Annotated in this window: 22 protein-coding genes; 8 read left to right on the plus strand and 14 right to left on the minus strand. The window is 46.2% G+C overall.

Going from position 1 to position 26419, the window contains the following annotated elements; genetic code table 11:
- Positions 1-8: 8 nt before the first annotated feature.
- Together DC345_RS05940 and DC345_RS05945 are read right to left on the minus strand one after the other, a co-directional pair.
- Positions 9-1850 carry an assimilatory sulfite reductase (NADPH) flavoprotein subunit gene (locus tag DC345_RS05940; RefSeq protein WP_113052321.1) on the minus strand — a complete coding sequence of 614 codons (1842 nt, stop codon included), beginning with the start codon at positions 1848-1850 and terminating at the stop codon, positions 9-11.
- 214 nt (positions 1851-2064) lie between these two features.
- On the minus strand, positions 2065-2454 hold the full coding sequence (locus DC345_RS05945) for a winged helix-turn-helix transcriptional regulator (protein WP_113052322.1): 390 nt from the start codon (positions 2452-2454) through the stop codon (positions 2065-2067).
- 178 nt (positions 2455-2632) lie between these two features.
- Between DC345_RS05945 and DC345_RS05950 the strand changes: the two genes are divergently transcribed.
- On the plus strand, positions 2633-3193 hold the full coding sequence (locus tag DC345_RS05950) for an NAD(P)H oxidoreductase (RefSeq protein ID WP_113052323.1): 561 nt from the start codon (positions 2633-2635) through the stop codon (positions 3191-3193).
- Between the two features lie 169 nt (positions 3194-3362).
- On the opposite strand, the gene DC345_RS05955 is transcribed toward DC345_RS05950, so the two are convergent.
- Positions 3363-8570 (minus strand): S-layer homology domain-containing protein, encoded by a 5208-nt coding sequence (locus tag DC345_RS05955; protein WP_113052324.1) that lies wholly within the window; start codon positions 8568-8570, stop codon positions 3363-3365.
- A gap of 417 nt (positions 8571-8987) precedes the next feature.
- Positions 8988-10544 (minus strand): ABC-F family ATP-binding cassette domain-containing protein, encoded by a 1557-nt coding sequence (locus DC345_RS05965; protein ID WP_113052326.1) that lies wholly within the window; start codon positions 10542-10544, stop codon positions 8988-8990.
- Between the two features lie 245 nt (positions 10545-10789).
- On the opposite strand from DC345_RS05965, the gene DC345_RS05970 reads away from it, so the two are divergent.
- Positions 10790-11263, plus strand: a complete 474-nt coding sequence (locus DC345_RS05970) for an SET domain-containing protein (RefSeq protein ID WP_113052846.1) — start codon at positions 10790-10792, stop codon at positions 11261-11263.
- A gap of 199 nt (positions 11264-11462) precedes the next feature.
- Here DC345_RS05970 and DC345_RS05975 read toward each other — a convergent pair whose 3' ends face one another.
- The 5 genes from DC345_RS05975 to DC345_RS05995 form a co-directional block, all read right to left on the minus strand.
- Positions 11463-12071 (minus strand): DUF1349 domain-containing protein, encoded by a 609-nt coding sequence (locus DC345_RS05975; RefSeq protein WP_113052327.1) that lies wholly within the window; start codon positions 12069-12071, stop codon positions 11463-11465.
- 29 nt (positions 12072-12100) lie between these two features.
- Positions 12101-13444, minus strand: a complete 1344-nt coding sequence (locus tag DC345_RS05980; protein ID WP_113052328.1) for a dihydrolipoyl dehydrogenase family protein — start codon at positions 13442-13444, stop codon at positions 12101-12103.
- 39 nt (positions 13445-13483) lie between these two features.
- Positions 13484-14998, minus strand: coding sequence for an osmoprotectant update ABC transporter permease/substrate-binding subunit OpuFB (gene opuFB, locus DC345_RS05985; protein ID WP_113052329.1), 1515 nt, complete (start codon positions 14996-14998; stop codon positions 13484-13486).
- Entirely contained in the window at positions 14991-16034 is a 1044-nt protein-coding gene (locus DC345_RS05990) for an ABC transporter ATP-binding protein (RefSeq protein ID WP_113052330.1), read from the minus strand. The genes opuFB and DC345_RS05990 overlap by 8 nt, the downstream gene beginning before the upstream one ends.
- A gap of 208 nt (positions 16035-16242) precedes the next feature.
- Positions 16243-16638, minus strand: a complete 396-nt coding sequence (locus DC345_RS05995) for a Rossmann-fold NAD(P)-binding domain-containing protein (protein WP_181586500.1) — start codon at positions 16636-16638, stop codon at positions 16243-16245.
- Positions 16639-16797: 159 nt separating this feature from the next.
- Here DC345_RS05995 and DC345_RS06000 point away from each other — a divergent pair, with 159 nt between their 5' ends.
- A complete protein-coding gene (locus DC345_RS06000; RefSeq protein ID WP_113052331.1) occupies positions 16798-17160 on the plus strand; it encodes an iron-sulfur cluster biosynthesis family protein in 363 nt (120 codons plus the stop codon).
- A 244-nt stretch (positions 17161-17404) separates the two neighbouring features.
- Entirely contained in the window at positions 17405-18181 is a 777-nt protein-coding gene (locus DC345_RS06005; RefSeq protein ID WP_113052332.1) for a M15 family metallopeptidase, read from the plus strand.
- A 210-nt stretch (positions 18182-18391) separates the two neighbouring features.
- On the opposite strand, the gene DC345_RS06010 is transcribed toward DC345_RS06005, so the two are convergent.
- Complete coding sequence (locus tag DC345_RS06010; protein ID WP_113052333.1) at positions 18392-19162, minus strand: alpha/beta fold hydrolase; 771 nt, start codon at positions 19160-19162, stop codon at positions 18392-18394.
- Here DC345_RS06010 and DC345_RS31670 point away from each other — a divergent pair.
- Positions 19156-19302 carry a hypothetical protein gene (locus DC345_RS31670; RefSeq protein WP_181586501.1) on the plus strand — a complete coding sequence of 49 codons (147 nt, stop codon included), beginning with the start codon at positions 19156-19158 and terminating at the stop codon, positions 19300-19302. The two genes, DC345_RS06010 and DC345_RS31670, sit on opposite strands and share 7 nt — an antisense overlap.
- 84 nt (positions 19303-19386) lie before the next feature.
- Complete coding sequence (locus tag DC345_RS06015) at positions 19387-20007, plus strand: TetR/AcrR family transcriptional regulator (RefSeq protein WP_258530571.1); 621 nt, start codon at positions 19387-19389, stop codon at positions 20005-20007.
- A 252-nt stretch (positions 20008-20259) separates the two neighbouring features.
- Here the strand turns inward: DC345_RS06015 and DC345_RS06020 are convergent, their stop codons facing one another.
- On the minus strand, positions 20260-20535 hold the full coding sequence (locus DC345_RS06020) for a hypothetical protein (protein ID WP_113052334.1): 276 nt from the start codon (positions 20533-20535) through the stop codon (positions 20260-20262).
- Between the two features lie 130 nt (positions 20536-20665).
- On the opposite strand from DC345_RS06020, the gene DC345_RS06025 reads away from it, so the two are divergent.
- The gene (locus tag DC345_RS06025) at positions 20666-21298 is read left to right on the plus strand and encodes a nitroreductase family protein (RefSeq protein ID WP_113052335.1); all 633 of its coding nucleotides are present in this window, start codon (positions 20666-20668) and stop codon (positions 21296-21298) included.
- 38 nt (positions 21299-21336) lie between these two features.
- On the opposite strand, the gene DC345_RS06030 is transcribed toward DC345_RS06025, so the two are convergent.
- A complete protein-coding gene (locus DC345_RS06030; RefSeq protein WP_113052336.1) occupies positions 21337-22497 on the minus strand; it encodes a leucine-rich repeat domain-containing protein in 1161 nt (386 codons plus the stop codon).
- Positions 22498-22734: 237 nt separating this feature from the next.
- Here DC345_RS06030 and DC345_RS06035 point away from each other — a divergent pair, with 237 nt between their 5' ends.
- Complete coding sequence (locus DC345_RS06035; protein WP_113052337.1) at positions 22735-23199, plus strand: AraC family transcriptional regulator; 465 nt, start codon at positions 22735-22737, stop codon at positions 23197-23199.
- 91 nt (positions 23200-23290) lie between these two features.
- On the opposite strand, the gene DC345_RS06040 is transcribed toward DC345_RS06035, so the two are convergent.
- Both DC345_RS06040 and mbcS read right to left on the minus strand, forming a co-directional pair.
- On the minus strand, positions 23291-24535 hold the full coding sequence (locus DC345_RS06040) for an aminopeptidase (RefSeq protein ID WP_113052338.1): 1245 nt from the start codon (positions 24533-24535) through the stop codon (positions 23291-23293).
- A gap of 101 nt (positions 24536-24636) precedes the next feature.
- The gene (mbcS, locus tag DC345_RS06045) at positions 24637-26247 is read right to left on the minus strand and encodes an acyl-CoA synthetase MbcS (RefSeq protein ID WP_113052339.1); all 1611 of its coding nucleotides are present in this window, start codon (positions 26245-26247) and stop codon (positions 24637-24639) included.
- Between the last annotated feature and the right edge of the window lie 172 nt (positions 26248-26419).

Consider the following 26419-nt stretch of genomic DNA (forward strand, 5'->3'; position numbering starts at 1 on the left):
GTCTGTAATTAATACACATCCCGCTGATAACGTTTTTCCTGTTGCAACCGTGTCAGATATTCCGCTGCCTGTTCAGATGTTAGGCCACCCTCTTGTTCAAGAATGGTTGCAAGTGCAGCATGAACATCATGTGCCATTCGTTTCTCGTCACCACAGATATATACAACTGCACCTTCCTGTAGCCACTGATATAGCTCTTTGCTGTGTTCCAGCATTCGATGCTGCACATATACTTTCTCTTCTGCATCACGGGAAAACGCGACATCCATTTTCGTAAGAACGCCGTCCTTGAGCCAGCGCTGCCATTCGGTCTGATAGAGGAAATCGGTGGAGAAATGCTGATCACCGTAGAACAGCCACGACTTGCCTTCTGCACCCGTCTCTTCACGCTCTCCAAGGAAGGATCTGAACGGAGCTACACCTGTACCTGGTCCAACCATGATGATTGGAGCATCCGGGTTCTCCGGCAGTTTGAAGTTTGGATTTTGCTGAATGAATACAGGCAATGTATCACCTAATTCGACTCGTTCAGCGAGATGAATAGAGCATACACCATAGCGCTCTCTACCACGTGATTCGTAACGTACTGAACGAACGGTAAGATGAACTTCATCCGGGAAAGACTTCGAACTGCTTGCGATCGAATATAGACGTGCCGGGATTTTACGAAGCACAGCTACGAACGATGCAGCCGGAATACCTTTAAGCCCATAATCCTGTACCAGATCCAGCAAGTCACAGCTGTTCATGACCTTGCGGAATTCCGAATCATCTGCAAGCAGTGCGGGTAAGCCGCTACCCGTGCTCAGCTTTGCCAGCTGCTCCACAACGGGTCTTGTGACAGCAGTAATTTCGAAGTAACGCAATAATGCTTCACGTACAGAAACCTGGTCTCCACTTTTATTAACCGTAACTCGCTCATCCGCATTCCATTCCATGGCAGCGATCAGCTCATCGACCAGACGTGGATGATTCTCAGGGAATACACCGAGGCTGTCGCCCGGCTCGTAATCCAGGTTGGAGCCTTCCAGAGACAATTCGATATGACGTGTCTCGCGGTCCGACCCTCTGCCGTTCAAGTTGAGATTTTCCAGCACTTCTGCCTTGAATGGATTGGTCCGGTTGAACTCGGAATCGCCGCTGCTTACTGCTGCTCCAACCGCTTCACTGGTTACTACTCCCGCAGCAGAAGGCGTACTGCTGAGTGAAGCAAGCACATCATCCATCCACTCTGCAGCCGCTTCATCAAAATCAACATCACAGTCCACACGTGGTACAAGCGCTGTTCCGCCAAGTTCCTGCAAACGTATGTCAAAATCCTTTCCTGTCTTACAGAAGAACTCATACGAAGTATCTCCTAGTGCCAATACGGAGTAACGCAATCCCTCGAGCTTCGGAGCCCGTTTGCTATGCAGGAATTCATGCAGCGGAATCGCATTATCCGGCGGTTCACCTTCCCCATGGGTGCTGACAATAATGAGAAGATTCTCAACTTTCTTCAGTCCGTTCGGTTTGAAATCTCCCATTGACGACAGGGTCACCTGAAGCCCCTGCTCTTCCAGCTTTTTCGCCAGTTTCTTGGAAAGTCCACTGGAGTTCCCGGTTTGTGATCCAAAGAGTACCGTAACTTCCCTGGACACCGTAGCAGGTGCGCTTTCAGGAGTAGTTCCTGCATAAGATATAACCTGTTGTTCTACACCAGCAGGTGCAGCTAAAGCCGCATATCCCTGAATGGCTGTAAGATATCCGCTAAGCCACGTTTTCTGTCCGTCGTTCAATGTAGGAATAAGGCGATTGAGCAGCTCAACCTGTTCCTGATTAAAAGGGCTGTTTGTCACTTGAAGTTCCACTATTTGCCACCTCGCGCATTACGTCAATTTTAATTCCTACTAAAATGATCATATTAATTTCTACTCTCTTGAACCTACCATACCCTATGGTAGGGGTCAATTTCGATGATTTTATGGCATTTATCAGTTTCACTGATAAAGGACAAAAAAAACAACAAATACCCTCCACTTCTATTCAGGAAGGTTTTTGTTGTTTTTTTAATTTGGGAGCAGTCTAGTTCGAAGTCGAAAACGGAATATATTCGCTAAAATGATTCTCCAGTACTTTGTTTTTATCTCCATACACTCTGTCCAGATGATTCTCTCCCCACAGACAGATGCGGTCGATGATTGCCTGCAGTGTCAAGCCATACTCGGTCAGCTCATACTCTACCTTGGGCGGAATCTCGGGATGAATAATTCGATGGATGATTTCATTCTTTTCAAGATCACGCAGCTGCTGAGTAAGGACTTTCTGAGTAATGCCAGGGATGGCTCTGCGAAGTTCGCTTGTTCGTTTTTTACCTGATATCAGTTGATGCAAAATAAGAATCCTCCATTTTCCACCGACGAGTTCCAGCATTGCCTGCACACCACTCTCATATCTTTTCAGTTCCTGTTCCACTGGGAATCCCCCTTAAATCTCATTTATGTATGTCCATTATTAAAAGTAACCGAAGAACCTTAAGGTATCTACAGCACTCGAAGGTGCGTACTTCTCAATAAGATGTCATGAAACTTATAATAACATTGGTCAGAACGTTAAACCAAAAAAATGAAGGAAAAAGGATGGTTACTCATACATGAAAATCAAACTGGTCGTTACTCACCCAAGACAGGATTCTCTAACATTTGCTGTGATGAATCGATTTATAGAAGGTATGAAGGAGAATCACCACGAAATTGATATCCTTGATCTGTACCATGATGGATTCGATCCGTTATATAGCGTAGAAGACGAGCGAGATTGGCAAAATCCCGATAAACAACATGCCCCTGTAATTCGCAAAGAGCTGGATCGCGTGCTCGCGGCTGATGCCATTGTTTTTATTTTCCCTGTATGGTGGTACAACGTTCCTTCCATGCTCAAGGCTTACCTGGACAAGGTATGGAATATGGGGCTGCTGAACAAAGCAAACTCCAAAAAGGCACTCTGGATTGCACTAGCTGGAGGAACGGAGGCTTCATTCCATAAGTACGATTATTACAACATGATTTCAAATTATCTGAATAATGGGATTGCGGGTTATGCAGGATTGCAGGAATCCCGAGTCGAGTTTCTCTATGAGACCATATCCGATTCCAAAACGCACATTGAAGGCTTGCTGGAACAAGCGTATCAAATCGGCAGACATTACAAGTGACCTCTGCAATCGGACAGCAGGCTACTTACTCGTTAAGAGTGATTTTACAACTTTACCGTCCAGTTATCCCCCATGCCGGGCGCACAAGCAAAAAGAAAAAGACTTACTTCATCCTGTAATCCAGGTTGAAGTAAGTCTTTTCTTCTTACACTAAAATGGTTGAGTATAATCAGTTGGGCCAAACCAATTTGCTCATCATCGCATACAGCATCGTTGCTGATTCGGCACGAGTCGCTTGGGCAAGAGGCTTCACTTCTCCGTTGTATCCACCGACGATGCCCAGTTTCACAAGCATAGCTACACTATCGCGGGCATATGAGCGGATCTTGGAAGCATCGCGGAACTGTTCGAGGCTATCCACCGAAGCTGATTCCGGATCGACCAATCCAGCCGCTCCAAGTGCCCTCACGGTCAGCGTCATCATTTCCTGACGGGTGATAGTTGCCTCAGGCTTAAAGCGCCCGTCCCCGGTGCCGCCAGTGATGCTCAGCGCACGAGCCGCAGTTACCGCTTTATAATAAGGAGCATCCGCGTTGACATCGGAGAACGCGTTCCCGTGCAATGTATTCAAGCTCAGTGCGGTCATCAGCCACTGCACGTATTGACCACGCGTCATCTCCTGTTTTGGATGCAGCTGAAGGGAGTCCCGGCTCGCACCTTCATCAAAAACTCCTCGGGCTGCCAATGCCTCCATTGCATTCTTGGCCCATTGTACATCCGCAAGATCTTTGAACGTCTGCTTCACGGACACAGCAGCATAATTTCCTGTTGCAGACGTAACAGCGAATACGACCTCTCTGCTATTCTGATCATAACGGCTTTGCGGCAACGGAGTTGCCACATGATTCGCATCTATAACAAACCCTACAATCATATCCCGTTGTACATTTTGCAATGTTTCGTAAGGTAGACGTAGTGTCAGTTCACTTGTTGCTGGCCAAGCAGCACCGTCCAGATCAATTTCGAATCGAACCCCGTGCTGTGTTCCAAGCCGATCTGCGGCTGTTTGCGACAGCTGAGTTCGAATCAATCGTACCGATACAGTCTCATATCCAGCCAAGTCTTTCTTTGAAAGTGTGACAGGAAGTTCTAACGTTCCAAGTTCCGTAACGATGTTAAATACATATACTCCGCCTTGATCCATCAATGCAGAAACAGGCAGGAGTAATTCATAAGCATTTGCTCCTGAGACCGATTTCTGCCGAATTTCGACGAGCCTGTGACCCCTACTAGCCGGAGCGACTTTCAATGCCTCTTCAATCGTTGAAGCATTCAACTTCGTCTGCACTACACCTTTCTGATCAACAAAACCTTGTAATTCGAGAACGGCACGGTCTTTTTGCGACTCTGGTCGTGGTGATGAATTCTCTGTACTCGGGGTACCACTCCCCGCCTGTCCTCCGGGGCTACTTGAATTGCCGTCCGGATTCACTCCTGTACCACCGCCCGAACCATCGGAGCCCGAGCCGCCTGGTGAAGGCGTATATGCCGGTACCTTCACCATCAGCGGTATAGTCATTGCATTGCTGTTATCAGAGGTTCGAGTAATCTCCAATTCCAGCGCGACCGATGTTTCCTTCGATGGCGGGATGATCGTTCCATCGGTTTGAATGACGGATGGTACCGAACTAGAGGCGATCTCCACGGCGAAACCTTGCGGTACGGTCGGTAACTTCAGCCTCTTCGCACCTGCAGAAGGCTGCTCCAGTGCCGTAATGCTTGCAGCCACATCGGCAGCGGTCTGTTGGGCCGTAAGCACATGATATGCGGAAGACAAACCGCGCATCGAATGCCCCGACGCGTCAAAAGCTTCCACTTTGTAATAATAACTGGTGCCGGGACTCAGTTCGTTGTCCGTATACTCCCGCAAACTGCCGTTGTAGACGATACTGTACTCTCCCTTCTCACGATCGGAGCGATAGAGCTTGTAGCTTGCTGCGCCAAGAATTGCATCCCAGTGGAGTGATGCACTTGTTGCAGCCGATATATCAGCATTCAAACCGGCGCTGTCATCCGTAGGTGGCACCGCATCAGACTTGGAAATTATAATCCAGCTGATCAGCGGGTCCTGTGATGCCGTATTACGTACCGTTAATTCCAACTTTTTGCCAGATACGACAATGCCTGAGTGAGTTCTGACACTGGCGGGTGTATAAGTAACTGCACCGGTATTCGTGCCATTGATGAGGAAGTTCGCTCTCCGCGATGTATTCGTCCACGGATCGTTGAATCCGGCGTATATATCGTATGTCCCGTTCGGCACATCGAAGGTATAGGTCAGATCGCTGCCTTTGGGAGAGTTGCTGACATTGCCGCCGTTCAAATAACGGACGGTCGAGAAAATATCCCCGCCGCTCGAACCGGAAGCGAGCGCATCCGTGCTGACATAACCCCAAGTCCGTCCCTCCTCCGGCGCGTATAACTGATCTGCCGTATCCGAATTGACGAGCGTGCCTTTCATGTAGGCACCCATCAGTTTATAATCAGCCGTTTCGTATCCACTGCTGTTCACAAAATACTGTGCGTTCTCCGGAATAACATATACTCGGATAGCCTGCTTTTTGTTACCGAACTCCGGTGTCGTTACCTGAAGGGTGATTGGTCCTGGTTTCGCAAAATCTTCTGCCGTCATGACCCGGTTATCGACCGTCCATACCACTGGGGTTGACACAAGCGTACCTCCGTCACGCACATTGACCGTTTTAGGCAGGGAAGGTACTTTCCCGAGCGGCACAGCTTCCGGCAGCGGATCCGTGATATCTACCTTGCCCATCGAATTCAGCAGATCAGGCGACCAACTGTTATACCACTTGATAGCAATGTCTGATCCTATCCCGAACTCAATGGGCAAGAATACGTATTTTGCCCCGTCGTTTGAGAAATTGCCGCCGTTCCAAGTGTCTCCCACGTAAATGAATTTTCCTTTTTCCGGATCGACCGGAATAACCGAAGTGGTCTGCGTTCCGAATGCCTTACCTGGATCGGGGTCGCTCGGCAATGTGCGTACGAACGGATTGGTCATCGTTGACCAAGGACCAAAAATGTTATCCGCCACAGTCACTTTGTTTTCGTTAGCGGCCCAGCCGGACGCGCCGGAGGTCAGAATATAATATTTGCCCTGATACTTGAACATCGCGGGCGCTTCACGCTGTCCGCCTGGGAACACGCGCACATAATCGACGCCGTATTCCGCCTGATAGGTGGAATCACGTACCGGATTGCCTTTGTCATCCGTTCGTCCTTCCTTATGCCACCCTGTTACGTCACTGTAGTCTTCATTCAGTTTGGAGATATACAGCGTCAGGTTTTCCTCACTGGAGTAGATCAGATATCCGGTACCATCGTCGTCCTTGAACAACGTCATGTCACGCGCCATGCCCCGGTCACTTGGGAAGTAATCTTTCTCTCCTTCGGGAGTTCTGTCCATCCGATAACTCTTCTGATATACGAAAGGCCCTGTCGGGGAGTCACTGATCGCGTAGCCGGCCCGTGCTTTACCGTAGTTCGCATTGTCGTTGTAGGGGTCCTTGTCTCCGTCCATGTGAGCCCACATCACGTATTTTTTCGTTTTGTCGTTATAGATGACCTTCGGTCGTTCAATAATCCGGCCTTTACGGATATCGGCCCAAATGTCCACTTTGTCATCACGACCTTCATACAACTTGGCGATCAACGGGTTCTTGTCGAAATCATCCATCGATTGAATCATCGTCAATGCCATGCCTTCATCTGTCCAGTTCAGCAGGTCCTTGGATGAATACACGCGCACACCAACGGCTGGCCATCCGCCCGTATGGTATTCGCCATACCAATAATACTTTTCAGTCTGTTCATCGTAAAAAAATCCTGCGCCGTGTGCATCAATCGGCTTGCCGTCCTGATCCGGCCATAACTGCCCCGGCGTAAAGCTTGTACGAATGGTGGCAACCCCAAGTGGAGCAGATGCCGGAGAAACAGTGCCATCGACGGTCGCCTGGATCATGTAAAAATACCCCGTGCCCATCGTCAGATCACTATCAATAAACGTGCTTTCATTGCCACTGTATACTTGCTGATACGTACCCGCAGCACTGGTTGCACGGGATACCGTATATGATACATCCGATCCAGAAAGTTCATTCCACCCTAGGGAAATCGACGTATCCGTTACAACTGTAGCAGCAAACCCTGCTGGAGAATCAATCGAGTATGTGGTGGCCTCGGCAACGGTGAACGCAGATTCTCCGGCAGCATTAAAGGCCGTTACGCGGTAGCTGTAGCTGTTGCCGGGCTCAAGCCCCTGATCCGTGTAACTGAGCGCCGTACCTTCATACACCTGATCATACTGGTCACTGCCAGCCTCGGCCCGAGCCACACGGTAACCATTCGCCTTGTCCACGGCCGGCCAGGACAGCTTCACGCTCGTGGCATCGAGTGCCAAGGCCTTCAATTCGCCTGGAGCCTGTGGAGCAACGGCTGTCGTCCGAACCTCCAGCGGCGCAGACCATAACGATTCGGTCATCCCTCCGTATTCATAGGCGAGCTTGTAATAATACACCATATCCGGACTTAATCCCTCATCCACGTAACCCAAAGACTCGGTGTTGGTAATCAGGGAATACCCATTTTCAGGCGTAGAGGAACGGTACAGGTAATAGCTCGTTGCACCTTCTGCCTCGGTCCATTGCAGTGAAACCGAAGACGGCGTCTGTTCATCGTTGGAGAGTAGAAGATCGTTTCCTGGCGGCTTCTCGGCAATGATAACGTCATCTATATGTACCGACTGCCACTTATTTCGAATGCCAACTGTACCCGAACCGTATGTAGTATCGACCAAATCGAATACCAACCGACCCGAACCGTTTTCGGCGATGTACCCGCGAATGGAAGAACCAGACAGCACCATTTTGAGCGTATACCACGTATTTTTGGCCAACGCATAGTCCACCGATTTCAATGTCGTATCTGTTCCGTTCACCCGCTTGGAAAAGACAAGTTTATTGTTAGGGGCCTGCATTTGAAAATAATAAAAGTTGTTCTTATCCTGAAACCGCGATAAAATTCCCGGAAATCCCTGACCGCTCCCCGTGTAAAAACGCATGGAGATCGTCATGTCAGACATGACGTCTCCGGTTGAAATGATGCCTTCCCCAGTATCGCTCTGAAAAAGTGTGGAGTTGGACGCATCCGTCGGGTCCGCCATTACCGCCCAACTACCTGAGCTTATGTCCCACACGGGCGATGCCGTGTAATCCCCGTCAGAAAAATCGTCTTGCAGCAACGTGGCAGGCATTCTATCTGCATCGGCATATACATGGCTTGGTAACATCAATGGTCCTGAAGACAATACCAACGTAGCAGATAACATGAATATCAAGGGTTTCCTGAGTTTATCCAATGTTCATTCTCTCCTTTGACTTGGAAGATGAAAGCATGGTTCTTGAAGGCGGTGTTGTTATCCGGCCTGTCCTCAGCAGTAAGCATGCGGTAAAAAAGTGCGCTCCACCTCCCTTTTTTAATGAAACCGGTTTCATTATGGGGCAAAAAAAGACCCGTCTTCTCTCCTAAGTGCAATGTTACCAAAACGGAATACCTCGTCTTCTTTGCCCCTATGTCGTGAAACAGGTTTATAATATATAAATGTAATCGCTTTCTCGAATTATATGATTACGTATTTGAAGCTGTCAACCATTAACTCAGTTCGGACATTTTTCACTGTAACATGCAGAAAAAACGCGTATTCCGCCTGCTATGCAAGCAAAATACGCGCCTTGTATCACCTTTCGAGTTTGTTCGCAAACTCGCCCATATTACGTTAAAATACCTTCGTTGTCCACGACTCACAATTCCATGTCTCCGTAACCACATCACGATAGAATTCAGGTTCGTGAGAGATCAGCAGAATGCTGCCTTTGTATGCTTTGAGTGCGCGTTTCAACTCTTCCTTTGCATCAACGTCCAGATGGTTCGTCGGCTCATCGAGTACGAGCAGATTTGTTTCGTTATTAATCAGTTTGCAGAGACGCACTTTGGCTTTCTCTCCACCGCTCAGTACCGCAACCTTGCTCTCAATATGCTTGGTCGTCAGTCCGCATTTTGCGAGTGCAGCACGTACTTCAAATTGGGTATAGGAAGGGAACTCCTGCCAGATCTCTTCGATACAGGTATTGTAGTTCGCATCCTTCATCTCTTGTTGGAAATATCCAATCTCCAGATGTTCACCGCGCTGAACGGTACCTTCCAAAGCCTGAATCTCGCCCAGAATGCTGCGCATCAGCGTTGTTTTACCGATACCGTTCGCACCCACAAGGGCGATCTTCTGCCCACGCTCCATGCGCAGGTCCAGTGGTCTCGACAACGGCTCATTGTATCCAATGACGAGGCCTTTTGTTTCGAAAATGAGCTTGCCGGACGTTCTGGCATCACGGAAGTTAAACTGCGGTTTCGGTTTTTCCTTGGCAATTTCGATGACATCCATCTTGTCCAGCTTCTTCTGTCTGGACATCGCCATGTTGCGCGTAGCCACACTTGCCTTGTTCCGGGCCACAAAGTCCTTGAGATCGGCAATTTCCTGTTGTTGGCGCTTATACGCCGACTCCAGCTGCTGTTTTTTCATCTCATGAACTTCCTGGAAATGACTATAATCGCCCACATAACGGGTGAGATCCTGATTTTCCATATGATAGATCAAGTTAATTACACTGTTCAGGAAAGGGATATCATGCGAGATCAGAATGAAGGCATTCTCATATTCCTGCAAATAGCGTTTCAGCCATTCGATATGCAATTCATCCAGATAGTTCGTAGGCTCATCCAGGAGCAGAATATCCGGTTTTTCAAGCAGCAGCTTGGCGAGCAATACCTTCGTACGTTGTCCACCACTAAGGTCGTTAACGTCTTTGTCCAGACCGATATCGGTTAGACCCAAACCGCGTGCAGTCTCGTCGACTTTGACATCGATCATGTAGAAATCCTGGTTAGTCAGCGTATCCTGAATCGTACCTACATCCTCCAACAGCTGTTCCAATTCCTCTGGAGTTACATCGCCCATCTTGCCATACATATCATTCATTTCTTGTTCCATGTCGAACAAATACTGGAACGCACCACGAAGGACATCACGAATGGATTGCCCCTTGCTCAGCACAGCGTGCTGATCCAAATATCCGACACGCATGCGTTTGGACCACTCCACTTTACCTTCATCTGGCTGGAGTTTACCCGTAATAATGTTCATAAAGGTAGATTTACCCTCACCATTGGCCCCGATCAGACCAATATGTTCGCCTTTCAGGAGGCGGAAAGAAACGTTGTTAAAGATAGCACGGTCACCAAAACCATGACTTAATTTTTCGACATTTAATATGCTCATTCATGACACCTTTTCTATATAGACTTAATTCTTTGTATATTATAAGCGTTATATCATGCACAACTCAACGCCCTATTGTAAATTTAGCACCATTTTTCGATGAAATGTCCTTCGTTTTGACCCCTGATCCACTCAATCTGAAATCAATGACATTTGCCTTATAGGTATGGATGAGTTAAAATTTTTCCTTAAACGACTTACTACTATAAGAATGGAGCTCTCTTGGGGAGCATCAGGTGAAAATCATGATTGAAGTGAAACAATCCAAATTGGGTGATGGCGAATTTAACCGCGGCGTATTTGCGACCGTAGACATTCCAAAAGGCCAGCTGATCCATCAGGCTCCGGTTGTCCCTTATCCCAATGAAGACCACGAACATGTTGAGAAAACAATTCTCGAAGATTACGTATTCGAGTATGGAGCCAATCATACGGCTATCCTGCTGGGCTATGGCAGTTTGATTAACCATTCCTACGAGCCTAACGCCACCTATGATATCAACTTCGAAAACCACACTTTTGACTTCTATGCTTATACAGATATCAAAGCCGGCGAGGAAGTATTGATCAATTATAATGGCGAAGAAGATAACATGGACCCATTATGGTTTCTCGATGATTACGAAGAACGTATGCGCGAGTTGAACGAAGCAAGTGATGGTGAAGAGGATGCTGATGGCATTGAATCTGACTCCAAAAACACGGACTCAAGCAAATAAGACCTTGAGGATAAACGACAACAGTAGTGCAACTTCAAGTGGACAAAACTCAAATAAGCCTCAGCATATTCATTGAAGGCTTGATAAATTAACCTCATAGCGCTGCCTAATGCAAATGAAAACAAGCAAGTCCTCCATCAAGGAAGATTTGCTTGTTTTCGTTTGTTGCGATTGCGTCACTTGTCCCAACCAAACAAACTTAATCGGCAATGGGAGGGTCTGTGTGCAGATCCTGATCCGGTTCAGTCCATTTCCATTTGGTAAACGCAACCTCGAACCCGGCACGCTTGGGAGAACAGAGAAACGGCCCTGCTTGCTTGTTCGTCGGATAGGCAAATCTCGCGACCCGAATAGTACGCCAAGGATGCTCATCCGTGCGGGCACGAATAACCACGGCTTCGTCGTGGTACGAAGCCCGAATGGTAACAATGCGTCCGCCCCACTCCGGTACAGGCGAAAGCGACCAATCGGAAAACCGATCCGTTACGACCGCTCCTACATGAGCCACGCCGTCATTTACTTCTACCCCCGCCTTGATCCATTGATCCTGTCCATGCCAGAGCATTAATCCCGCCTGATCATATAATTCCGTGAATGAGCTCAGATCAAATGATACTTCAATGGCCTTGGTTCCATCCCATGGAGCAAGCATGGCATGTCCATTCTGATGACAGAAACCATAGAAGGTCTTCTCCCAGAAGTCACTGCCCTCCTGTGCCTCCACAATCAGACGGTCACCTTCCGTTCGCGCTTGAACCGGTTCGGTTGTCCACTCGGCATCATGAATCTGATGAAAATTAACTGACATGATTCATCCCTTCCTTCCACACCATCACATTAAAATAAAGAGCCCATATCCGATGCGGCTGTAGGATATGCAAAATTCATGGTGTTTAGCTGATCGGTCGTCAAATCGAACTGAATTGCCATGGCGAACAGGTTAATCAGTTCTTCTGTTTTGCCACCCAATACATGGGCACCCAGAATACGCCCTGTTGCCTTGTCGACTACAACTTTGGCCATGGAAAATTTTTCATTTGTACGTTTATAAGTATACCATTTCGACATGTCATTTACCTTCACCTCATAGCCCTCTTTCTTGGCCTGCTCGATATCAAGGCCTACAGAACCCAGGGATGGCACGGTAAATACTATGGAGGGCATTACTTTATAATTAGGTTTGTTATGATTGCCTTCGAGTAGATTCAAAGATACTGCGCGTGATTCCTGGCCTGCGAGCGGTGTCAACGGAAGTCCTTCCGTTGCGGTAACATCGCCGGCCGCATAGACTCTTGGATTGCTTTCGCTCTGTAAGAACTCATTAACGGAGATGCCTTTTTTCGTATAGCTGACATTTCCCTTCTCGAGTTCAAGCCCATCTATATTTGGAACACGCCCTGCTCCATGAACGACAAGGCCGCACTGCCATTGATGATCAGCCCCATTGCGGGTTCCACTGACCACATATGTGTTTCCTTGCTGACGAATCGCCTTCACTTCCGCATTCAAATGTACGTGTATGCCTACCTCTTTGGATTTTTGCAGCAGCAGGTCCACCAGTTCCGAATCAAACTGTTTTAGCGGCTCTTCTCCTCGATGAATAATATGAACTTCAGTACCGGCTCTGGCCGCAATATGTGCAAATTCAAAAGCAATGTAACCTCCACCCACCAGAACCAATTTATCCGGCAGCTGTTCCAGATCAAGAAAATCATCGCTGTATTTCAGATGCTCTGCACCATCAATAGGAAGTGGTGCTGGACGCGCACCCGTTGCGATGAGAATATGTTTCCCTTGTAGTACTTTGTCCCCTACACGAATATGATCTTCGTCAACGAAAGAAGCCTTTCCATGGAACGTATGCATTCCGGCCTGTTTGAACTTATCCTCGCTTGCTCTCGGAATACTTTCCGTAAATGTTCGCTTGAACGCCATAAGTTCCGACCACTGAATAGAAACGTTACCTTCCACTCCTTTGCCCTTCATTCTTTCATTCCAGTCGATCAGTTCAGCCGCTCCTGCAAGTACTTTTTTGGGATCACAGCCCCGTAACGCACAGGTTCCGCCAAACTCTCGTTCATCAATCACAGCAATTTTCCATCCAGCTTCGGCGCAGCGGGATATCACTGAGCTTGCAGCGCTGCCGGTTCCAATCACGATCAGATCATAAAGTTGTGTCATGTTAGTTCCTCCTCTTCAGGTATAACCATACATATCAAGCTATAATAACCCTGCTTTTTGCAGATACTTCGTTGCCACTTGTTCTGGACTCGCTCCATTAACGTTCACTTCGTAATTCATTTGACGCATCTCATCGTCCGTGATCCGGCCTGCAAGTTGATTCAATACCTCCACCATCTGCGGATATTGGTCTGCCGTTTCTTTGCGGAGCATTGGTGCTCCCTGATATGGCGGGAACAATTCCTGATCATCCTCCAGCACAACGAGTTTATACTGTCTCAATTCACTGTCTGTGGAGTAAGCATCCAGCAAATTGATATCTCCACGCTGAACGGCTGCATAACGCAGTTTCGGTTCCATTGTGGCTACGTCAGGGAATTTGATGCCATACTTCTTCTGAATGCCAACATATCCGTCTTCCCGATCTGAGAATTCCAGTGTGAATCCTGCCTTGATCTGCTGCTGTACCGACTTGAGATCCGATATGGTCTTGAGATTATACTGATCCGCAACCTTCTGAGGCACAGCCAACGTATACGTATTGTTGTATTCCATCGGGTTCAGAAGAACCATATTGAATTGGCTCAACATCCCGTCTCTTGCTTGCTCATACACTTCGGTTCGATCTGTGCTAACTGCGGTTTCCTTCATAAATTCAGATATGGCGGTACCCGTAAATTCCGGATAAATATCAATATCACCTGAATTCAGTGCATTGAAAAGAAATGTGGTTTTCCCCAATCCTGGTTTCAATTCAACCTTCAGATCGGTATCTTTTTCAATCAGCAATTTGTACATGTTAATGAGAATCTCTGGTTCGGCACCCAGCTTTCCAGCAATAACCAGATCTTTCTGCCCCCCACGGGAGAGCCATGGAATCGTGACTACCAGAATGGCCACCAGAGCGAGTGTTCCGAGCGTGACCAACGTTTTCTTGAATGATAAACGTTGAAACTGGCGTAACAGCACATCAAACAAAATGGCAAGCAATGCGGCTGGGATGGCTCCCAGAATAATCAATGCTGTATCATTTCGATCAATACCAAGCAAAATGAGTCCACCCAGACCTCCTGCACCAATCAGGGCAGCAAGCGTTGCTGTACCTACAATCAGAACCATTGCGGTACGAATACCTGCCATAATGACAGGCATCGCGAGTGGCAGCTCCACTTTGGTCAGACGCTGCCGACTGTTCATGCCCATCGCATTCGCTGCCTCGACCATCGAAGGATCGACTTCCGATATGCCCGTATACGTGTTGCGGAGTACCGGAAGCAAGGCATACACCACCAGAGCAATGATTGCAGGAAGTGTACCAATGCCAAATAACGGAATAAGCAGTCCGAGCAGAGCCAAAGACGGGATCGTTTGCAGTACGGCCGTAACCCCAATAATCGGCTCAGCCACTTTTGGCTTGCGTGTCAGATAAATGCCCAGCGGAATCGCGATCAGAACGGCAAAGAACAATGCGATAAATGAGATCTGAATATGCTCAAGGAGTGCGGACAATAACTGTCCTTTGCGCTCGCTGAACACCTCCGTAAATCTACTCATCCCCTTCACCTCGTTCCTGCAACTGCCCGGACCAGTACTGGATCAGATCGGCTCGACTAACCTGACCTATAATCTGATGGTCTTTCTCGACCAGTAAATGATCATGAGAAGCCATGATTTCCACAAAATCAGGCAGCGTAATCGATACGGGAACAGCCGTTTTAACTGACTTCGGTACATGTCCGGGTGAGAGCGATGACATGATCGATTCAAGATCAAATTTTGAAATCAATCGTTCTTGTTCGCCGGAGGCCGTTTGTAATTCAAACATTGGGTCGCCCCCACCAGATACAAGCTGTGAACTCCTATCCGGACCAGAACTGCCGACAAAGTCACGTACAAATTCATTGGCTGGGAGCTGGATAAGTTCTTCAGGGGTGCCTACCTGTAACACTTGCCCATCCTTCATGATGCAGATACGATCACCCAGCTTCATCGCTTCCTGAATATCGTGGGTAACAAACACAATCGTCTTCTTCATCTGACGCTGAATATCCAGAATATCGTCCTGTAGTTTCTCACGGCTAATCGGGTCAAGTGCACTGAACGGTTCATCCATCAGTACAATTTCGGGATCGGCAGCGAGTGCGCGCAATACACCGATTCTCTGTTGTTGTCCACCAGATAGCTCGGCAGGCTTGCGATCACTGTATGTGGTACCTTTCAGTCCAACCATGTCCAGCAAAGTATGTACGCGCTCCTTGATTTGCTCTGACTTCCACTTTCGGAGTTCAGGAACAACCGCAATATTTTCGGCAATCGTCATATGTGGGAACAGCGCAATCTGTTGCAGCACATATCCGATATTCCAGCGCAATTCATGAATGTTATATTCATCGATAGGCCGTTCATTAATTCGTACGGTCCCATCTGTCCGCTCGATCAGGCGATTGATCATTTTGAGCATGGTGGTTTTGCCGCAACCGCTCGGACCAATCATGACGAACAGCTCTCCCTTATTAATGTTGAGATTAACCTGACGCAGAGCATGGGTTCCATCAGGATATTGCTTGGATACATTTTCGAACTGAATCATCCGTTCACTTCTCTCCTTTTATCAAACATTCATTCTCATCTATTTCCCCAAAAGCGGCCACATATAATCACCGTGCTGGACTGGGTATTGTTGTTTCTATAATCATCGGAATATGAACGGGTACCTCCAAAGGTTAAATAATCAGCAAAAAAGACGGGCCTTCCGGCACCGTCTTCTTATTATTCAGCAGAATTTGCTTCCAATATTTTTATAAAATCCTTCTATGATTTCCCTCATTGCATATGCTGCCTAATAAACTGCTCCAGTGAAAGTGGGCTTTGCCCTGTGACTTTAAGTACCGTCTCCGTCGTTTGATCTTCTCTTCCTTCCTCCCGTCTATGATGAACGGAATCATTACGTCTTCCGGGTGCATGTCCATGACCGGCACAACAAGGTACACTTGATCCACATTTTTCAGCGCTGGACCATAAGTGGTTGAATCGTACCAATCAAAATAGACATAATTGTCGGCAGAATCAGAAGAAGCTGGTTTTTTTTTCTTGCCAGACGCACCGAAAGTGTGCCTCTGAAGCATGGCCGCAACGCGGCTTCCTGGCTGTCCATTCGCTCCTGTAATCAGTGTTAAAGGTTTATCGTTGAACATTTTCACTTCCTCCTTCGGTTTGCTCAGTGTTCATTTTCCAGACTGATCAGTCAAGAAAATAAATGCTTTGATTTTTGCCAAAGTGGTATAATGACACTAGAAGTTGAATTAATCCATTTACCATTACAATCATGCCAACATATAAAGGAGTGTAGCGATATGCATATTCAAATTACAGATTTGGCTGCTGCGCGATTAACTGAAAGACTGAATGATCAGCCCGGTTATTTCAAAGTGATCTATGACATGGAAGGTTGTGGCTGTAACGGAATTATCGCCATACTTATCGTGGATGAACCCGAAGCTTTGGATGTTCAAATTGAAACCAATCTCGTGCCATTTTATGTCGATCCGAAACAGCAGTTAAACCTGGAGCAGCACATGAAGCTGGACACGGAACCCAACTATCCTTCCTTTAAATTAAGCAGTGATTCCGGTGTACTTAGCAGCAATGTCCGTGTTCGGGATGCCCGCGCAGTGGCTGCTGGAAGATCCGGCAATTCTGTTTCATGCGAGCTGTAATTCAAAAGTTGTGGCTGAGATAATGAGTATTTGATTCGCTTATCTATGTATACAAAAAGACTTTGCACAATAGGTGCAGAGTCTTTTTTGTGCTCTTTTTCTCGTCAGACATTTAAAAACTATGAATCTCGCAAACTTTGTTTACAACTCGGAAACAATTGGAGAACCTATGGATATAATCCTCTAGTATACTCGGTATATAGCAAAGCACGAGATTGATATAACCCGAGGAGGAACACACATCATGAAATCTTTTACACGTAAATCCATCGTATCCACGATACTTATAGGTTCTGTCGTAGCAGGCTCAGCATTCACAACGCTGCCCTTCACTAAGGAGCTGAATCCGGTCGCATCTGCTGCCAGCTCCAGCTTCACTCAATTCCTGCACGATAATGCGCCTGGACGCACAATCAAAACGAGTAGTAGCGGTCTGGCAACGGTAACGAATCTATCAAGCACGGTTGTGCTAGTGAATAAAAAAAGAAACTTGCCTTCGACCTATGCTCCTCAGGATCTGGTTGTTCCTAACATTCCATTTAGCTTCTCTGGCTCCAGTCCGAAAAAGCAAATGCGTAAAGTAGCTGCCACAGCAATCGAGAATTTGTTCGCAGCAGCGAAAAAAGACGGCATTGATATCAAAGCCGTGTCCGGTTACCGCTCTTATGCCACCCAAAAATCCATTTTTGACCGAAATGCGAGTATCAAAGGCGAAGCCGTTGCGAATAAAACCAGTGCTCGTCCAGGACAAAGCGAGCATCAGACGGGTCTTGCGATGGATATCTCCAGTGCATCAGCGGGATATGATTTGCAACAAAGCTTTGGAAATACCAAGGAAGGCAAATGGCTGAAAGCCAATGCACATAAATACGGATTTATCATTCGTTATGGCAAAGATCAGGAGAAACTGACAGGCTACTCTTATGAGCCATGGCATGTGCGTTATGTTGGCGTGTATATTGCGGGGGAAATTACGAGCCAGAACCTTACACTTGAACAGTACCTTGAGCGCACCAAATAAACAGTAGAAATATCTGATGACAAAGGTACTCATTCCACTCTCATATGATAGACATATGTAAATGACAGATACAACTAACAGAACGGGGCCCGAAATTGGGCCCCGTTCTGTTGCATTATAACTACAACATTTTAATCGTTCTCCAAATCGAAAACATATGGATCAGCTCAATCACATTGATGGAAAAGTTACGTTCAATTCATAGCAGATTTAAGGTTTATTATTCAGTTCTGTGCTCCATTCCTCTACAGCATCAACGACCTGTTTTAATTGCTGCTCTTCATCAATCGCTGGATCATTGTCCCCTTTTTGCTTCCCATAAGAGCCAAATTGGCCATGGTTCCCTCCTTCTACACTGACATACAAAGTGTCAGCAGGTAGATTGGTTTTGGCACTTTCCCAAGCTTCTTTATTGAGAACACCATCTGCTGTACCTGTTATTTGCAAAACAGATAAATCTGTATCTTTTATGGATCCGCCCTCATCCGCATAAGAAGCCAAGAAAAATACACCCTGCAGCTTTTCACTGTGTTCAGAAGCATATCTCGCTGCAAATGAACCTCCTAAAGAGTGTCCCCCAATAACAAATTGTTCGTCTGGGTGTTCTTCAAGAAAGGAGTCCGCTTTATTTTGACCGAAAATGGCTAGATTCAGTGGCATTTCCGCAATATATACGCGATGCCCCCGTTGAGCCAGTTCTCTGGCAAATGGTGAGTAGCTTTCCGGTTCTACTAGACCTCCAGGATAAAAAATAATATTCGGTTCGATTACTTTCCCGGTTTGTGGCTCAAATTTATAACCGTCTTTGACCTCTGTTACTTTGACCTGATTATCATTCTGAAATGCGAGTTCCGCTTGATTGGAAGGACTATAGGTTATCGAATTGAGGTATACCAATAAGCCAATAATTACAATTACGATGAAGCAAACTCCCCATAACAATATTTTGGTCCATTTGTTTTTTTTCTCTGTTTTTGCCAAAGTTAAAACCTCTTTCAATCATTATTCTGGATGAAGATAGCAGAGCTGAAAGCACAGCAGCGACCCATTACACAGACAAATTCCAGTACATTCACCTGCTCGCTTTTGTATTTATCATTGAATTGCTGCTTCAGTTCTAGTAAATTATATTTACCGGTAAGTAAAATTACAAGTCTAATCTTATTCAATGGATAATTTGTCATAAAATATTCACGGAGGTAATGATGAAAATGAATATAGAATCACAACGCTCACCAGGAAGACCCAAACAAGCAGAAGATAATTTGCCCGTACAAGAAATAATTCTTCAAACAGCCGCCAAACTCTTTATGGAGCATGGGTATGAACCTGTTTCACTCCAACAGATCGCCAAAGCTTGTAATGTGTCTAAACCATCCATTTATTATCACTTCACCAGTAAACCGGAACTTTTTAAGATCGCGGTTACGACCATGTTTAAACATGTGCACCAAGCTACGTCACGATTATTAAGAGAAGCTGACAATCTGGAAACAGGACTGCTACATGTGGCAGAAGCAAGGTTAGCTAATCCTCATGCGGAGATTGAGACCCTGCTCAAAGATGCGGAGAGATATTTGAGTGAGAAACAGATCGAGGAAATCAGAGCAGCGGAAAATAAAATTTACGAAGAGCTGGCTCATTACTTTAAAGATGCGATGGATAATAACCTTCTTCGAAGCAACAATTCCATGCTTCTCGCGCAAACTTTCTCAACAATGATGGTCATCGGCAACAAGGAAGATACATTAAGAGAACATGATTCCACTTTGAATTTAGGTAAGGAGATTGTCGAAATTTTTTTGCGGGGTACGATGGTGAGATGACTGGCCGCCTGACTTATTTAAAAATGGTGCCTCTCTCTCCTCGTTCGAGGTTGGAGCAGCAGAAGACATGGGGTATAACAAAGTTGAGACGTGTATGAGAGATTGAAGCGATGTAAAATGCTAAGGAACCTCAGACACGTTATAACGGGGTTTTGGCCATATGTAACGTTTTTTGGAGCATTTCAGGAAATAACGTGTCTGGTGTCCCTTGCGATTGAAAAAGAGAGCTGGAGCCCTAAGCCGTCCTATTCCTTAAGTAAAGAACGTGCTCATGCTGCCTGAACCTTCCTGTCGACCTGATATTTTTTTGAATACGAGTGGCAGTCTCTTTAAACTTTCCGTTCCAGCCCAAGAACCTACACCAGCAAGAATTGCATTGTGAAACCAAAAAAGTGCAACATTGTACGCGATGGTACCCAGCACCATCTCCACCACAAAAAAACGTTTCAGCGTGGATGATTCGATGACGTATACCTGAAATTCATTTCGCGACTTTCCAGCTCTGTACCTTGTGATGAATGTTTTCATGAATCACCTCTTCTGTTTTATTTTATCGTATGGCAGGCAGATCTTGTCTTATTCAAAAATAATACTTACATAAAGTAACTTAGTGTGTTATAGTCAGTTTATAAATCATACATAAGCGAGGGAAACCACCATGAGTGAATTGGAGAATCTAGTCAAAAACCGTAGGTCGGCCGTTATTTTTGAAGAAGGAATTGAGATTCCAGAGTCGGAATTGCAAGAAATGTTTGCCTTGAACAAATTCGCACCTTCCGCCTTTAACCTCCAGCATACGCACTATCTTGTGCTGACGGACCCGGCTCAGAAAGAAAAAATCTATGAAGCTTCCCAGCAATATAAAGTTAAAACCGCCTCTGCGGTCATTGTTGTCCTCGGCGATGTTAACGCACACCATCACATCCGCACAATCAATGAGGGCCTGCTGAACCTTGGTGCGATGACTCCCTTCCAATACGAGCAAGAATCGCAGAGCGTCATCGAATTTTATGAAACGCGTGGGAGGTTCTTCCAGAGGGAAGATGCAATTCGTAATGCCAGTCTGTCAGCGATGCAATTGATGCTGATCGCTCAGGATCGTGGTTGGGACACCTGCCCCATGATTGGCTTCGACGCGGAAGAGTTACAACGGAGCTTGGATATTCCTGACCATTATGTACCGGCCATGCTAATTACAATCGGCAAAAAGTCAGAAAGCAAACAACGTCCGCGCGGATACCGCAAACCGATTAACGAATATGTCAGCTTCAACAAAATGCATGCCGAATAACTAAAAGTTATAAACAAAAAAGCCACGTTCTCGTGGCTTTAATACGTTTCATAGATAAGCGAATCAGAAATTTCCAATTTTTCGTTAAACGAAGCATACAGATAGAGCCGTCCAGCAGGTGTATCACCCGCATCATAACCTACTCTGAAGCAGCCACCTTCCTGAAATACCATGTCCGCCAGTACCAATCCATTTACATCCTCGTCCGGATGTGTCTTCCCTATAACCTGAAGCGTTCGCTCACATAATTCGTCGAACTGTTTCCAGGCCGTTTCGATCACTGGAGACAACTGATCCATAGCTACTTTCGTTGAAGCATCAGTAGTAATGACCATATCTTCTCCCTTGTACGTCAAAATAGCTGTATAGTATGACATCGAAACATCATACTGAAAGATTCCTACCCCCGAAACGCTAATGTCCGGTTCAATGATCAGGTTGTTCCCAAACTGAATTCTATCCAATCTGGAGTGGGTTTCAGAATCAAGTTCGGTTAGTTTATTTTCTGAACAATAAAGCTCCTGAAGCTGCTCGTTCTGACGGAGGTCCAACTTCGAGATATGGTTATTAAAACATCTAACACTTTCCAATTTCGGATTGTTACACGTATCCAGTTCGGTTAGATGATTATGATTGCACCGGATTTGCAGCAAGTTCATGCAGCTTGAGACATCCAGATGTGATATGTAATTGTTGGAGCAATCGAGCCGTTCCAGCAGCTTATTGTGATGCAGTTCGAGCGTAAAAAATGCGTTATAGCTACAGCTAAGTTCCTTCAAAGAAGGATTATGATCCAGATTTAACCTCGACAGCATATTCCAATGGCACTCCAGCTTCACAAGCTTGGGGTTGTTGCTTACATCCAAAGCTCGAAGTCGGTTAAAGCTGCAATCCAGAAACTCCAGCTCCGTATTTGCACTCAAATCTAGTGACAGAAGTAGATTCTCTTTGCCAATCAGCATTTTCAGGTTTGGATTACGGCTTATTTCCAGCACGGTTAATTGATTATACGAGCAATCCAGCTCTTCCAGCATACTGAAGTGTTCTAGTCCTGCCAGACTGGAAATATTTTGATTTGCGAGTGATAGTGATGTTACGGTTTCGATATCGCTTGACTGAATGGTTTCTCGATTATCGCAGAAATGCACCAGCACCCATTGCTTAAAAAGTTCGTCCGTAAAATCTCTGGTGATATCCATTGCAATTCTTCTCCCCCTAACTCTCAGCTACGCTTCTAATGTCATGATTATATCTTCAATTCTAAGTGTTTGCTGATGCGGAAACAAGAATACCACAAGTCCTAGTAACCCATTAACACTGAAAATAGACTTAAAGTCCTACGATCTCTCTTTCCCAAAAATACATATGAATATTTTTTTATACCATGATAGCATTCGAGATGTAACCCATAACCGTAACGAAAGGAATGAAAAGCAATGGAATTCCACATCGAAAACCTGCCAACCTCCCGAATTGCTTATGTACGACAAGTGGGTCCGTATGGTCCTGCTAACAACCACGCGATGGAAACATTGAAGACCTGGGCAAGATCCAAAGGCTTGCTTACAAGGTCGACTATCTTGTTCGGCATTCCGCAGGATAACCCGAAAACCACCCTCCCCTCTCAATGCAGGTATGATGCTTGTATTGTCATATCAGAGGATTACTGCCTGGATGAGTCGACTCCCCAACTTGAAGAAGCTGAACTTCCTGGCGGGCAATATCTGGTTTGCAAAGTCAAACATACAGCAGAAGATGTGAAGCAAGCCTGGACCGAGATTTTCCCGTATTTGCAGAGCAATGGTTGTATCATGGACAACAAACCCATTATAGAAAGGTATGCGGGTGATCTGCTTCTTCTGGATTATTGCGAAATATGTGTACCCGTTAAGCCACTATAAATCATTCAAAGTTGTGGATGCCAAAAACAACAAAAGCGACTTCAATGTTGAAGTCGCTTTTGTTTATAACTTATTGCCTTGTTTTTACCAATTAAAATGCCCAGTTCCCTTTGCGGAATACAGGTTCCACCGTACCATCCTGCAACTCACCATCAATGTCGAGCTCTGCAGAGCCGATCATAAAGTCCACATGGGTCAGACTAACGTTGCATTCATGTTTCAGCAATTCCTCGTTAGACATCGTCGTACCATCTTTCATATTAAATGGATATGCACTTCCGACGGCCAGATGGCAGGATGCATTCTCGTCAATACCGGTATTATAGAAAATACGATTCAAGTTGGAAATTGGGGAATCATGTGGCACCAAGGCCACTTCGCCAAGATAACGTGCACCTTCATCGGTGGCAAACAGGTTTTTCAGATGCTCTTCACCCGAAGCTGCTGTAAACGCAACAACCTGTCCATCCTTGAACGTAATTCTCATCTGGTCTACAAGTTGTCCATTCAGGTTCAGCGGCATCGTGCTGCTGACAAATCCGTTGACTCCACTGCGCTTCGGCATTGTAAATACTTCTTCTGTCGGCATGTTCGCAACGGTATACACACCTTGCTTGTTTTCGCTACCGCCACCACCCCAGATGTGGTTGTTCACCAGCTCGATTTTCAAATCCGTTCCGGGTGCGCGGTAGTGCAGGCTTTTATAGTTTTTCTTGTTCAGCAAATCACTCATGGCATTCAAGGTGTCCAAATGTTTTTTCCAGTTCTGAATAGCGTCTCCGCCATCGACACGGTTCATTTTGAAGATGGTTTCCCACATCACGTTAATGCGATCTTCCTCTGGAATGTCGGCAAACACTTTGTTCGCCCACGCCTTGGTTGGCGCTTTGATCAGACACCAGCTAATTTCGTGGTTACGCGTATATTTCGAATATCCGCGACGTGCATGAGCTGCCGCTTTGGTTGCACGCGAAACGTTGTCGGAATTAATGCCGTTGTATAATTCAGGGTCAGGTACTTTGATCGTGAGGGTAGCCCCGCCTGCTTCTGCAAACTTCTCCATCATTTCCGCCTTCCAGGCGGGGTAATAATCAAAGCTATCGTCAGAACCATGTTCAAAACGACTGCGTGTAATATTGTCATCATCAAAATCAACCTGTACGTACTTGGCACCAGCTGCATACGCTTTTTGTACGATCAGACGGGTGAATTCCAATGTTTCGATGGGTGCCGTTACGAGCAGATCCTGTCCTTTCTGAATATTTACGCCGACTTTGACAACCAGCTCTGCGTATTGTTCCAACGATTTTTCAAAGGTTTGTTCAAAATTACTCATGGTTGTGTTCACTCCTGTTTCATATTTGAATGTTCAGAGTCGATTCCTTCCCCTTCACTACTTATGCTGATATTTCCAACTATTTGTGTACACGTAATTATTTAAACCTTGCGTTTTTCCTGCTCACGCAGCTCAATTCGGCGGATTTTACCGGAGTTTGTTTTCGGCAGATCAGTTACAAACTCGATTTTGCGTGGATATTTGTAAGGTGCTGTCCATTCCTTCACATGATTTTGCAGTTCACGTGCCAGTTCTGGTGATGCGAGAGACTCGTCTCTCAGCACAACAAATGCTTTCACCACATTACCACGGATCTCATCGGGACTTGCGACAACGGCACATTCCTTCACACTGGCGTGTTTCATCAACGCTTCTTCCACCTCGAACGGTCCAATCGTGTAACCCGAACTGATAATGATATCATCACTGCGACCTTCAAACCAGAAGTATCCTTCTTCGTCTTTCCGTGCGCGGTCACCAGTTACAAAATAATCCCCACGCTGATTCGCTTCCTTCCGTCCCTCATCTTGATAATAAGCACGGAACAAGGCTGGCATATCCTTATGCACTGCGATATCTCCTACTTCACCAGCAGGTACAAGTTGTCCCTCTTCATTGACGATCTCAATAAGGCCTGGTGTAATGGACTGCCCCATAGAACCAATTCGTACGGGAGCATCTTTCAAGCTGCCGATAAGCAGCGTACTCTCGGTTTGTCCATATCCGTCCCGGATCGTCAGGTCAAAGTGACGCTGGAAAATTTCAATTACTTCCTGATTTAACGGTTCACCAGCAGACACGGCGCTGCGCAGTGCGGACAGATCATGATGACCCAGATCGTCTGTTTTGGCCATTAACCGATATTCCGTCGGCGTACAGCACAAGACGTTGATCTGATGCTCTTGCAGCAGTTCCAGATAACGTTTGGGTTGGAATGATCCATTGTAGACCAGTCCGGTCGCCCCTCTTCCGAGTACAGACAGGAACGGACTCCAAATCCATTTTTGCCATCCCGGTGCTGCCGTTGCCCATACCGTATCCGAAGGCTGAATATCCAGCCATAACGATGAAGCGATCCGCAAATGGGCGTAACCCCAACCATGACTATGTACTACGCCTTTTGGATTGCCAGTCGTACCGGAGGTATATGCGAGAATGGCCATATCGTCACGATGTGTTTCCACCGCAGCCATCGAATCGGATTGGTCTTTCATTAACTGGTGTACATTGACCCAGCCTTCTCCAGGTACACTATCATCACCATTTGGTGATGCAACGATGCGATGTGCCAATGCTGGCAGATCTGCATTTATCTTTTCAACTTCGGCAGTGGTCTCGGACCAGACAATGACAGCACGGGCCTCGGAATGCCGAAGACGATACTCAAGATCTTTCGCACGCAGCATTTCGGAAGAAGGAATAACAGCAATGCCCAGTTTCAGGCAGGCAATGTATATGACATAGGCAATAATTCGGCGTGGTACCATGACCAGCACCCGGTCACCCTTCTCCAAACCAAGATCACGCAAACCTCCAGCAAGACGATTGGCCTGCTTGAATAACTCACCATAAGTGATCTCTTCCAATTCTTTATGATCGCTTAGCCATCTAAGTGCAACCCGATCCGACGGGTGATTCTCCATCTCGGATGTCAGGTTATAGGTTTCAGGCGAAATCCACTGTTGAAAATTCAAATGGAGCCTCTCCTTCATATTTCAAATGTATAGCATCTATATATTATACCCTAAATCCTAGGACCTGGTGCTATGATATGAAATAGTTTTTAGAAAAAAATAAACACAGGTCAATTAAAACGAAGCTCTAAAAGGTCTATCTCTACATATAAAGGATGATAAGTAAGACAAAAAAGTGTCCTCCCGACTA

The organism is Paenibacillus taichungensis (assembly GCF_003287275.1).
In the GTDB taxonomy this organism is placed as follows: Bacteria; Bacillota; Bacilli; order Paenibacillales; family Paenibacillaceae; genus Paenibacillus; species Paenibacillus taichungensis_A.